At 65.6% G+C, this 11,311-nt stretch carries 13 protein-coding genes; 5 read left to right on the forward strand and 8 right to left on the reverse strand.

Features of this window, described 5'->3' with window-relative positions; translation table 11 throughout:
• Nucleotides 1-92 precede the first annotated feature (92 nt).
• Both BLR95_RS06905 and BLR95_RS06910 read left to right on the forward strand, forming a co-directional pair.
• Nucleotides 93-839: a LabA-like NYN domain-containing protein gene (locus BLR95_RS06905; protein WP_092617376.1), complete on the forward strand. Its 747-nt coding sequence runs from the start codon at nucleotides 93-95 to the stop codon at nucleotides 837-839.
• A complete protein-coding gene (locus BLR95_RS06910; RefSeq protein WP_092617378.1) occupies nucleotides 839-1,495 on the forward strand; it encodes a uracil-DNA glycosylase in 657 nt (218 codons plus the stop codon). The genes BLR95_RS06905 and BLR95_RS06910 overlap by 1 nt, the downstream gene beginning before the upstream one ends.
• Nucleotides 1,496-1,501: 6 nt before the next feature.
• On the opposite strand, the gene BLR95_RS06915 is transcribed toward BLR95_RS06910, so the two are convergent.
• The 3 genes from BLR95_RS06915 to BLR95_RS06925 form a co-directional block, all read right to left on the reverse strand.
• Entirely contained in the window at nucleotides 1,502-2,320 is an 819-nt protein-coding gene (locus tag BLR95_RS06915) for an MBL fold metallo-hydrolase (protein ID WP_092617380.1), read from the reverse strand.
• Nucleotides 2,321-2,541: 221 nt separating this feature from the next.
• Nucleotides 2,542-4,284, reverse strand: a complete 1,743-nt coding sequence (locus tag BLR95_RS06920; RefSeq protein WP_176787689.1) for an EAL domain-containing protein — start codon at nucleotides 4,282-4,284, stop codon at nucleotides 2,542-2,544.
• A 123-nt stretch (nucleotides 4,285-4,407) separates the two neighbouring features.
• Nucleotides 4,408-5,373 carry a 2-hydroxyacid dehydrogenase gene (locus BLR95_RS06925; protein WP_092617384.1) on the reverse strand — a complete coding sequence of 322 codons (966 nt, stop codon included), beginning with the start codon at nucleotides 5,371-5,373 and terminating at the stop codon, nucleotides 4,408-4,410.
• Between the two features lie 116 nt (nucleotides 5,374-5,489).
• Between BLR95_RS06925 and BLR95_RS06930 the strand changes: the two genes are divergently transcribed.
• The gene (locus tag BLR95_RS06930; RefSeq protein ID WP_092617386.1) at nucleotides 5,490-6,380 is read left to right on the forward strand and encodes an NAD(P)-dependent oxidoreductase; all 891 of its coding nucleotides are present in this window, start codon (nucleotides 5,490-5,492) and stop codon (nucleotides 6,378-6,380) included.
• Nucleotides 6,377-6,925, forward strand: coding sequence for an SRPBCC family protein (locus tag BLR95_RS06935; protein WP_092617388.1), 549 nt, complete (start codon nucleotides 6,377-6,379; stop codon nucleotides 6,923-6,925). The genes BLR95_RS06930 and BLR95_RS06935 overlap by 4 nt, the downstream gene beginning before the upstream one ends.
• Before the next feature lie 30 nt (nucleotides 6,926-6,955).
• Here the strand turns inward: BLR95_RS06935 and infA are convergent, their stop codons facing one another.
• The 5 genes from infA to BLR95_RS15475 all read right to left on the reverse strand — a co-directional run bounded on the left by infA (nucleotide 6,956) and on the right by BLR95_RS15475 (nucleotide 10,421).
• A complete protein-coding gene (gene infA, locus BLR95_RS06940; RefSeq protein ID WP_092617390.1) occupies nucleotides 6,956-7,177 on the reverse strand; it encodes a translation initiation factor IF-1 in 222 nt (73 codons plus the stop codon).
• Between the two features lie 451 nt (nucleotides 7,178-7,628).
• Nucleotides 7,629-8,309 carry a hypothetical protein gene (locus BLR95_RS06945; RefSeq protein WP_092617392.1) on the reverse strand — a complete coding sequence of 227 codons (681 nt, stop codon included), beginning with the start codon at nucleotides 8,307-8,309 and terminating at the stop codon, nucleotides 7,629-7,631.
• Between the two features lie 47 nt (nucleotides 8,310-8,356).
• Nucleotides 8,357-9,262 carry a hypothetical protein gene (locus BLR95_RS15470; protein ID WP_143130949.1) on the reverse strand — a complete coding sequence of 302 codons (906 nt, stop codon included), beginning with the start codon at nucleotides 9,260-9,262 and terminating at the stop codon, nucleotides 8,357-8,359.
• Nucleotides 9,252-9,419: a hypothetical protein gene (locus BLR95_RS15740; protein ID WP_176787691.1), complete on the reverse strand. Its 168-nt coding sequence runs from the start codon at nucleotides 9,417-9,419 to the stop codon at nucleotides 9,252-9,254. Before BLR95_RS15740 ends, BLR95_RS15470 begins: the two co-directional genes overlap by 11 nt.
• 636 nt (nucleotides 9,420-10,055) lie before the next feature.
• Nucleotides 10,056-10,421: a hypothetical protein gene (locus BLR95_RS15475; RefSeq protein ID WP_143130950.1), complete on the reverse strand. Its 366-nt coding sequence runs from the start codon at nucleotides 10,419-10,421 to the stop codon at nucleotides 10,056-10,058.
• Between BLR95_RS15475 and BLR95_RS06950 the strand changes: the two genes are divergently transcribed.
• Nucleotides 10,420-11,196, forward strand: coding sequence for a tetratricopeptide repeat protein (locus tag BLR95_RS06950; RefSeq protein WP_092617394.1), 777 nt, complete (start codon nucleotides 10,420-10,422; stop codon nucleotides 11,194-11,196). The two genes, BLR95_RS15475 and BLR95_RS06950, sit on opposite strands and share 2 nt — an antisense overlap.
• Nucleotides 11,197-11,311: the final 115 nt, after the last annotated feature.

The following is an 11,311-nucleotide window of genomic DNA, read 5'->3' on the forward strand; positions in this document are numbered from 1 at the left end:
TGACGATTGCCATTGCACCGGTCAAGCCGCCCGCCAAGCGGCGGCTTCTTTACCCTGAACGAGTACCGTGACTCAAAGAAAGGACACCGCCCATGCGGTTCTACGACCAGGAACGCCTGGCCCTGTTCATCGACGGGGCCAACCTGTACGCGGCCGCCCGCACCCTGGGGTTTGACATCGACTACAAGAACCTGTTGCAGCATTTCGCCAGCCAGGGGCGCCTGATCCGCGCCTTCTATTACACCGCCCTGGCCGACGAGCAGGAATACTCGCCGATCCGGCCGCTGATCGATTGGCTTGATTACAACGGCTACACCATGGTCACCAAGCCGATCAAGGAGTTCACCGACTCCACCGGCCGGCGCAAGGTGAAGGGCAACATGGACATCGAGCTGGCCATCGACGCCATGGAGATGGCCGCCCACGTGGATCATGTGGTGCTGTTCTCCGGCGACGGCGATTTCCGGCGTCTGGTCGAGGCGCTGCAACGGCTGGGCCGGCGGGTGACGGTGATCAGCTCGATCCGCACCCAGCCGCCCATGGTGGCCGACGAATTGCGCCGCCAGGCCGACATCTTCCTCGACCTCAGGGACCTCGAGCCGGTCATCGCCCGGGCCAGCCGGGGCGACAGTCGCGGCGACCGCCGGCCGCCGCCGCGCCCCGCCCCGACCAGCGGCACCGACGACGCCGAGTATGAGGACGACGAGGACTTCGACGACTACGAGGACGAGTACGACGACGATCTCGACCCGGATGAGGACGAGGATGTCGATGACGAGGACTTCGACGACGACGAGGACGAGGAAGAGGACGACGCCCCGCCGCCCCGCCGCCGCTGATGCCTGACCACCCTGCCCACCACCAGCCGGGGGCGGCCTGCGCCCTGTGCCCCCGGCTGGTCGACTACCGACAGCGCAACCGGGCCACCCACCCGGACTTCCACAACGCCCCGGTGCCGGCCTTCGGGCCGCTGTCGGCGCGCCTGCTGGTGGTTGGCTTGGCCCCCGGGCTGAAGGGGGCCAACGCAAGCGGCCGCCCCTTCACCGGCGACCACGCCGGCACCCTGCTCTACCCGTCCCTGCTGGCCCACGGGCTGGCCCGGGGGAGCTACGCGGCACGGCCCGACGATGGTCTTGAGCTGGTCCGGGCGCGCATCACCAACGCCGTGCGCTGCGTGCCGCCGGCCAACAAGCCGACCCCGGCCGAGGCCGCCGCCTGCCGCCCCTTCCTGGTCGCCGAGATGGCGGCGATGCCTGATCTCAGGGTGATCCTGGCCCTGGGCCGGGTGGCCCACGAGGCGGTGGTGCGGGCGCTGGGCCTGAAACTGGCCGCCCTTCCCTTCGCCCACGGCGCCTGGCACGGGTTGCCGGATGGCCGCATCCTGGCCGACAGCTACCACTGCTCGCGCTACAACACCAACACCGGCCGCCTGACCCCGGCCATGTTCGACGCGGTGCTGACGAAAGTGGCGGCGGTGGCCGGTGGGGACGGCTGATCGCCCTCAGCCCAGGGTCAGTTCCATGTTGTCGCGGGCGACGATGGCGCCGGGCCAGATGTTGCGCGCCTCGTCCTCGACCCGCTCCATGTAGGCGTCGTCGTGGTCGGGGTCGTGGTGGAAGATGGCCAGCCGGCGCGCCCCGGCGTGGCGGGCCAGACGAATGCCCTCCTGCCACGTCGAATGCCCCCAGCCGATCTTGGCCGGAAACTCGTCGTCGCTGTAGGTGCAGTCGTAGATCATCAGGTCGGCGTTCTCGATCAGGCGCACCACGTTGGGGTCGATCTGGCCGGGCACGTGCTCGGTATCGGTGACGTAGGCGCAGGAAAAACCCTGGTACTCGACCCGATAGCCGGTCGCCCGGTTGGGATGGTTCAGGGGCGCCGTGCGCACCACCACGTCGTCGAACGGGTGCAGATCGTCGCCGGCGGTGAAATCGTGGAAGCGCAGCTCGGCCCGCATGGCTTCCAGCGGCACCGGGAACAGCGGGTTGGCCATTTGGCTGGAGAGGATGGTGCGAATGCCGCCATCCTCAAGGTGCCCGGCATGGATGTCGAAGCTGTGGTCGGGCATGAAGAACGGCGCGAAGAACGGAAAGCCGGTGATGTGGTCCCAGTGGGTGTGGGTCAGCAGCATCACCGCCGAGCGGATGTTCTTGCGCAGGAAGTCATGGCCCAGGAAGCGCAGCCCCGTGCCGGCATCGAGCAGCAGGTGCCGACCGCCAAGAACGAGCTGGATGCAACTGGTGTTGCCCCCATAGACCACATGCTTGGGCGAGGGGCAGGCGATGCTGCCGCGCACCCCCCAGAACTTGATCTTGAACACCCTGCCCGTCCCGTCTTCCGTCTCGCCAGCATCCGCCGGCCAATATCATCCGCCAGCCATCATCCGTTTCCTGACCGCGCCTGCCCGTATCGGGGTGCCCGAAAAAGCGGTGTCAGACAAGCAAAGGCACAACCATTTTCTTATACCGATATGTCAGTGCTGTTAAAAGCGACAACCGCGCCAACCGACCCGCTTTTGGTGTCTGCCGTGCCGCCGGGCCCTCACAGTCGGATGTTGGAGAAACTGGCCGGCAGACCGTCCCCGTCAACCCCACCTTCCAGCACCGGCGGGTCCTCGAAGGTCTTGCGGCGCCGCTCGGGAAGGCTCGACAGATTGAAATTGCGCACGTTTTCCATGGGCTTGCCGAAGTAGTAGCCCTGCCCGTACTGCACCCCGATGTCGCGCAGCAGCCACATGGTGCGATCATCCTCGACCATCTCGCCGATGGAGAAGATGCCCAGATCGCTGGCCAGACTGCTGATCGCCTTGAGGAACGGCTTGCCGTGGCGGGTGGAGAAGGCATCGCGGATATAGCTGCCATCGATCTTCACGTAATCCACCTGCAGCGTCTTCAGGTACTGGAAGGTGGCGGCGCCGGAGCCGAAATCGTCGATGCTGATCTGAAGGCCCAGCCCGCGCAGCCGCTGCAACACCTGATTGGCCGCCGGCAGATCCTTGATTTCGTGGCTTTCCGTCACCTCGAACATCAGCCGCGACAGAACCTCCCGGTTCTGGTTGAGGATCAGCATGAGCTCGGAGACGAAGGCCTCGTTGGCGATCGAGCGCCCCGACAGGTTGACCGCCACCGAGGCCTTGGGGCGCAGCAACTCGCGGTTCTTCAGGATGTTGATGGTGCGCCGCACCACCTCCAGGTCGAATTCGGTGATGACCCCGAAATCCTCGGCGAAGTTGATGAACTTGGCCGGCAGGAAAAGCCGGTCGCCCTGGCGCACCCGGGCCAGCGCCTCGTAGTGGTGGACCGACCACGCCGACAGTTCGACAATCGGCTGGAAGACTAGGCACAGGCGGTCCGAGGCAATGGTCTGGCGGAAGGCGTGCACCTTCGACAGGGTGATGTCCAGCGCCGCCTGATGCCCCTCGGCCAACGAGCGGATGGCGAAACCGCCGCCGCCCTCCTCGACGAACTGGTTGATGGTGTATTGCAGGGCGCGGCCGATGTCGTCGGCCGACATCTCCGCCCCGTCCAGATCAAGCGTGCTGGTCGCCACGCCGATGCCGCCGCCGGCCGGGTCGAACAGGCCGATCATCTCGTTCAGCCGCTCCTCGATCCCCGCCCCCTTGAGCTGGGAGTCGTGGATCACCCCGTACTTGCCATTGTCCAGCCGGCCGATTGAATCGCCGCCCACCGACCAGGCTTTCAGATAGGCTTCCACGCTGGCCATGAAACGGGCCGAATCATCGGCCTCCAGGCGTTGGTCCAGGTCCTCCGCCGAGAGGTCGATCATGGTCATCTGGTAGGTTTCGCCCAGCGCCTCGGCCTCGCCCAGACGCTGGCGGGCCAGATCGGCGAAGGCCTCCGGGCCTTGCGGCGTCGGCGCCCCCGGATCACCGTTGCGCGGTTCGGCGTCGTGGGCCTGCACCCGGCTGAAGGTCAGGTGGGCCTCGGCGCCCGACTCCGGGACCCGGATGCCGGACAGCAGGATTTGCGCCCCACCCTCGCCCTCGCCGCCGATCACCCGCACCCGCTGGCGATCCATGCGGCCGGTGGCCTTCAGGCGACGCAGCAACTCGCCCATGCGGGCCTGGTCGTCGCGGTCGATGAAATCGGCCAGGGGGCGTCCGGCGGCGGCCGCCGAGTCGATCCCGAACAGGGCCTGGGAGGGGCCGGCGCAATAGCGGATGCGGTCGTCGGCATCCAACTCAACCAGCAGGTCCGCGCCGGCAAAGGCAAAGGCGATGAAACGGTCACGCTGACGGCGCAACTTATCGCTTTCCGAGGACATGACCGAACGGCGCCTCCCTGGCGTGGACCACGCGGCGGGGCGGCTTGGCGCAGGCATTTTGGCGGCGCGGGTCCGGTCACATCATAGTCATCCCATACAACCGCTGACAATCTCGAATACCCCTCAGAAGACGCGATCCGGTGGTGATCCGCCGGCCAGCCACGCCCCCAGGTTGTCGAGCGCCTTGAATCCCATGGCGTTGCGGGTCTCCACCGTGGCGCTGCCCAGATGGGGCAGCAGGACCACCCCCGGTAGATCGAGGTAGCGCGGATCGATGTCCGGTTCGCCGGTGTAGACATCCAGCCCGGCGGCGGCCAGCCGGCCGTCCCGCAGGGCGGCGATCACGGCGTCGTCCTCGACCACCGGGCCACGCGCCGTGTTGACCAGGATCGCCCCCTCGGGCAGCGCGGCCAGGGCGGCGGCGTCGATCAGCCCGCGGGTCTCGGGGGTTGCCGGCACGTGCAGCGACAGCACGTCGGCATGGGCCAGCAGGGCCTCGAGCCGGTCGTGGAAGACGGCATCCTGCTCCAGCCCGGCGGGCAGGCGGCGCCGCCCGTGGTAGTGGATGGCCATGCCGAAGGCGCGCGCCCGCTCGGCCACGGCGCGCCCGATGCGCCCCATGCCGACGATGCCCAGCCGGCGCCCGCCCAGATGGCGGCCCAACAGTTGGGTCGGCGCCCAGCCCCGCCACTGCCCGGCGCGGACCAGCCGCTCGCCCTCGCCGGCCCGGCGGGCGGCCATCAGGATCAGGGCCAAGGTCAGATCGGCGGTGGCCTCGGTCAGCACGCCGGGGGTGTTGGAGACCACCAGCCCGCGCCGCGCCGCCGCCGTGAGGTCGATGTGGTCGACGCCGACCGAAAAGGTGGCGATCATACCCACACTGTCCGGCAGGGCGCCGATCAATCCGGCATCGACCCAATCCGTGGGGGTGACGATCAGGGCCCGCGCCCCGGCCGCCCGCGTCACCAGTTCATCGACCGACAAGGGACGATCCTCGGGGTTGGCGATCACCGACCAGGTGGCGGCGGCACGGGCCTCGACCGCCTCGGGCAGGCGACGCGACACCACCAGACGGGGCTTGTCGGACATGGCGGGACACCTAGATCAGGGAAGAAGCACACTTCGGCCGGCCACACCTTGGAGCATCGGCCCGGCGCCCCTATACTCCCACCCCCGCCCACCTCAAGACAACCCGGAGGCCCCCCATGCCCAGCCTGCCCACCCTCAAGCCCGGCCGTCCGGTCGGCGTCGTCGGCCTGGGCATCATGGCCCGGGGCATGGTCGCCAACCTCAAGAAGGCCGGCTTCGTGGTCCACGGCTTCAGCCGGACGCGCGAGAAATGCGCCGACCTGATCGCCGACGGCCTGATCTGGCACGACAGCCCCGGCGAGCTGGCGGCGGCGGTCGATGCGGTGATCACCATGGTCGGCTATCCGACCGACGTGGAAGAGGTCTACTTCGGCGACCAAGGCATCCTCGGCGCTGCCCGCCCGGGAACCCTGCTCATCGACATGACCACCTCGGCCCCCAGCCTCGCCGAGCGCCTGGCCGAGGCGGCCGCCGCCAAGGGCTGCGCGGCCCTGGATGCTCCGGTCTCCGGCGGCGACGTGGGGGCGCGCAACGGCACCCTGGCGATCATGGTCGGCGGGGCGGAAGACGCCTTCGAGGCGGCCCGCCCGCTGTTCGAGGCGATGGGCCAGACCATCGCCCGCCTGGGCCCGGCCGGCGCCGGCCAGCACACCAAGATGGTCAACCAGACGGTCATCGCCGGCACCATCCTGGGCGTCGCCGAGGCCCTGGCCTACGCCGACAAGGCGGGCCTGGACCAGTCGGCGGTGCTCGACGTGATCGGCCAGGGGGCGGCCGGCGGCTTCCAGCTCAACGTGCTCGGCAAGCGCATGGTCGAGGGCGACTTCGCCCCCGGCTTTTTCGTCCACCACTTCCTGAAGGACCTGGGCATCGCCCAGCAGGAGGCCGGCCAACGCGGCCTGGACCTGAAAGCCCTGAAGCTGGCCATCGCCCAGTTCACCCGCCACGCCCAGGCAGGCGGCCGCGAAGACGGCACCCAGGGCATCTACCAGTCCTACCTGCGATGAGCCACCCCGCCCCCGATCCTCCCGAAACGGCCGAGAACACCGCGAAGGCCGAGGTTCGCGGCCTGGCCTTTTCCGGCAATCACCTGCTGCCGGCTGATCGCTGGGCGGTGTGGGAGGCGCTGAACGATCCGGCGGTGCTGAAGGCGTGCATCGCCCCGGCGGAAAAGCTGACCCGCCCGGCCCCCGACCGCATCGAGGCCACGGTGGCGGTCGGCCTGGGGCCGCTGAAGGCGCGCTTCAAGGGCGATCTGGTGCTGGAGAACGTCAGCCCGGCCGAGCGCTACACCATGCGGGTGAAGGGCAAGGGCGGGCTGTTCGGCCGCATCGCCGTGCTGATCCACGTCGACATGTCCGACGCCCCGATGGACGATCGAATGGACGGTCAGGTGGACGGCGGCCCCGGCACCCGGCTGATCTGGATTGCCTCGGCCGACCTCAAGGGCTGGCTGGCCGCCAAGGGGCAGAAGCTGCTGAGCGCCACCGTGGAGCGCCACGTCGCCGGCTTTTTCGACGACCTGCTGGACCACCTGCCGCCGCGCCGCTGATCGGAGGGCCGACGCGGCGGCAGATGGAACTCAGTTCTTGTGGCGGAAGGTGATGCGGCCCTTGGTCAGGTCGTAAGGGGTCATCTCGATGTCCACCTTGTCGCCGACGCTGACCCGGATGCGGAACTTGCGCATCTTGCCCGCGGTGTGGGCGAGGATTTCGTGATCGTTTTCAAGCTTCACCCGGAACATCGCGTTGGGCAGCTTTTCGACGACGGTACCGCTGAACTCGAGAATCTCTTCCTTCGACATGCCGTGTCCCTGGGAGCGTTGAACGGTCCCGCCAACCGATAAAAGACGACGCGGTGCGCCGCCCCATCTTCCGGACCCGACACACCCCCCGTCGCGACACCACTGGGCGGGAAATTGCCCCGCCTTATAATCCCTCGGCGCGACAAAAACAACCCACCCGCCCGGCGGGGCGGCCGGAAAGCCCTCGGGGCGGGGCGGCGGGACATCCGGGGGGGGCAACGGCGCCGAGGCTTTCGGTTGCCGCGGTCAGGGGATCAGGTGTTCCGGAACAAGGACACGCTTTCGCACCGTGCCCAGAGCCGGGCAGCGAGTAAGGGCAACGACTCCGTCAAAATCAATGCCATCGCCGGGGGTGAGGAAAACCTCGTATCCGCCGCTCGGGAGCCGGTGGATTCTCGGGGAACGAGCCCCTTCCAGATACGGATATCGACCGCCCCCATGGCCTTGCCCGTCAATACTCAGGCGGGGTGCCGTTGATCCAGTCGAGCTGGGGCCATTTGAGCAGGTCGTCGTAGAGGAAGTCGTAGGCGTACTTGTCCGGGTGGTCGGGATGGCAGACGAACAGGCCGCCGCCGGTCAGCATGTGATGGTCGAAGCGCTTGCGCACGGCGATCTCGCCGCCGGAGACCTCGTAGAAGGTGTCCATGAAGCAATCATCGCCAGCGAGCAGACAGATGTCCTCACCGTCAGCCCAGTTCAGCCCCCAGGTGCCGCTGGTGTCGAAGAAAAGGGCTATGGCTGGTTGTTTCTTTGGGAAGTCGATCAGGTCTTCCAGGGTTGCCTCGCCCCGGAAGTGGGGGTCGGGAAAGTGTCCCGGGGCCGGGCCCTCGGTCGGCTTCCAACCTTCTGCCGTTGCAATGATCTGTGTGATGCCGAGCTTTTCCCAGGTCCAGATCAGGGGATCGAGGTCGCTGGTTTGGTCCGGCTGGGCCAGCTCCGCCCAATGGGGGTCATCGCTGGGAAACCAGGGCCAGCTGATGGGACCCGGCAGGGCCGTGATGCGCCAGGTCCGGTTGACGAAGGGGCGTTTGCACTGTTCGACGCTCTGGATTCCTTCCTTGTAGAAAATCCGCCGGCAGATCGGCAGATAATCGCGATTGAACTCCGCAGCGTCGATCCGCCGGCAGACCATGGGAAAGCCCTTACTTCGGGAAACGCACCTTGAAAGTGTGCATCCATTCAATACCAGCCAAAGTCATGTCCGTCATGATAGATAGGCGTCATACTCCAGGTGGCACAATACGAACGCATGAGGGCGAACTGATCGGCCGACAGAATGGGTTCGGTCGCCCCTTTCTGTCCGCTCCAAAGGACCGAAAATTCGGCTTCCAGCTTGTTCGCAAACAGGTAATCCCGCCAATTGGCCGGGGGCGGGCCAAGGTATTCAAGCATGGCATCAAGCACGGTTTGCCATTCATCGGAGGCCGTCAGTTTCTGGGATTCGATAACAAAAACACGCTGATTTCTGCTAATATTAACAACACTACCTTCGGCCGAACTCCGTGCACGTGTCACATTGCCTCGCCGCTTTACGATGTCTGTTGGCTTGAGAACCTTTGTTGGCGCCCCAATTGCGTCCGACAACTCTCCAACGTTGACATTCGACCCGCGAACGATAAATGAAATCAGCGATGTCAAAGCACGATGGTCATTTTGGTGAACCATTGTGAGATCCTCGAAACCTGCGCCGAAGCGGCCGATGAACGACATTACCGCATTGGATGGGGCCGGTATCTGCACACCAGGTGCATGAAGCCAGAACCGATAAAAGTTCAGGGTGAGATGGTAGTGTGACTTCAAGCGGTGCAGTTCAGGCGCGGACGGAAGCTGGGCGCGAAGGGCATCGAAATGGGCCTCCTGGTCTCGGCTTGAAAGCCATTTTCGGGACATCTTGCGTAATCGCCCATACCCGCCGGTAAGACTAACCCCGCTGTCATCGCCGCCGAAAAGCTCAATAAGCTCGTTCGCCGAGAGCTTTGGCGTGGAAATCTCCAGTCCCCAATAGGTGATGAAGCACCCGTCTTCTGACGGGCGCTCCAGAAGCGGAAAAAAGTCACATGCTGCGGCCGGACATTCAGTCCTCATCAAAGATGTTCCCCATCCAATCCCCTGTCGCTTTGTCATGAACACTACCATCTTCGCGGTTGACCATCACATCGCCTTTTGCCTCTCCCTTGATGGCGTGCAACCGGCGGCCGAAGGTTTTTCGATCCATCCCCAGAGCCTTGGCAACAGCATCCATTTGCCTGAGGTCGTCCTTGCGCCCCATTTCGACAAAGGTGTCCGACCAATGGACTTCTTCGGCCGGCCGGCCTTGGGGGCTGGGGTCGGGGAGATCCTCGGTGGCAGGATCGGCGATCAGACCGTCGCCCGTGCCCGGCGGGTCGGCCGGAAAGCCTTCAAGGCGGGGTGGCGCGGCATCCGGCGGGGTCGAGGGCGGCAGCAGGAGCGATGCTTTCAGTCGCCGAGATCAAGGGGGTCAGGCGAAATGGGACAAAAACCCATCTGCTGGCGGAGGCGGGAGGGCGGCGAGAGCGGGTGAGGAAAGGCCGCACTGCTTCATGCTTGGTGGGTACTTGGACTCAAGATGGGCGCGCATGGCCAGGACGGTGGCCAGTGGCACGAGTGCCACCAGCCACCAGATGATCCGCCGCCGCCCGAGGATCGCCGTAAAGACGACCAACCCGAGAGACGACAAAATCAGTGGATAAAGAAGAATGTGGTACCATTACTCAAAAACTTGTTAATCGTATGGAACATCCCCTAGGCCGGAGTCTTTTGCAATAAATGAAAAAGGCCAAAGGAAAAGCATGTGAGGGATAATTTATATTATGAAAATGAAATCCCTTGGCTGCCAGTTCTGAGAGTTCATTTTCCTTCAAGGAGCCTTCCTGATTCGGGTCCGCTTATTCACCAGATCGGGACCGTAATTCGACACCCCCTGGCGCGAAATCTCGGATAGGTCCTGTCCTGGGGCCAGTCGGCGATCAGGATATCCAGGATTGTAGGCATGGCCAATCCACTCGACTTGCTGATCATTCAGCGGGCCGCCCTGGTAGTCCGGCAGTCCCTGCCGCATCAGGTCGCGGACATGGCGGGCGACCACATCCAGGTTATAGGGCTCGCTTTGAAGGTCCTGGTAGGCGCCGAAGGGAGCCCAAACGGTGGACGGGTATTTGCCGGCGTCGGTATGGTATGGGCGAAAGGGGCCGGTTTGCCGCTCCTTCCCGAGGGTCCCTGCCATGCGCCGTTTGCCGTTGATCGCCGCCCTGCTGATGCTCGCCCTGCCCACCGCCCGGGCCGAGGAGGGCGATCCATTCGCCGCCGGCGCGGCAGCCTATGAGGCCGGCGACTACGAGACCGCCCGCGCCCTCTGGCAGCCCCTCGCCGAGGCGGGGGATCCGCGAGCCCAATACTGGCTCAGCGATCTTTACCGTTTCGAACTGGGCGTTGCTCGGGACTATCTGGCGGCGCGTGATCTCCTCAAACAGGCCGCCGATCAGACGGACAACCCCGACATCCTGCGCCGGGCGGCCTATGCGTTGGGCTACATGGCCGACGACGGCCTGGGCATGCCGGAAGACGATGACAAGGCCGAGTGCCTCTATCGGGTCGCCGCCGAGAACGGATACGACAACGCCCAGTTCGCCCTTTATAGGTTTCTGACGCTCAAGCCGGGGATCAGTTTCGAGGCCCTGAACTGGGCCGAACGAGGTGCCGCGCAGGGCGACCACCGCAGCTTGGCGGCGGTTGGTGATGTCGGGATCATGATGCCCGGAAGGGAGGAGAGGCTTGAGGGATATCTGTTTTTGATTCTGGCGGAAAAACAAGGCAACGACTTGGCCCGGCGCCGTCTCGCCGAGGTTCGGGCGGAGATTGCCGGGCGGGCCAGGGCGGGGGCGAACCGGCGCACCGAGGCCCTGTTGCGCGAGGCGGAGGCCCTGGCCCGGGACTGGACGGCGACCCCCGAGGCGCCACCTTCCCCGCCCGTCACGGTCCCCCAGGAATGCTGGCCTTAGGTTCTGTACCCATAAGCGGAATTCCCATCGAGGCGGGATTGTGATTCAAACTTCCAAACGGCAAGGGAGTTTGCTCATGGCCCGCTTCGACCTTACGGACAAGGAATGGGAGATC

It is taken from the genome of Roseospirillum parvum (genome assembly GCF_900100455.1).
In the GTDB taxonomy this organism is placed as follows: Bacteria; Pseudomonadota; Alphaproteobacteria; order Rhodospirillales; family Rhodospirillaceae; genus Roseospirillum; species Roseospirillum parvum.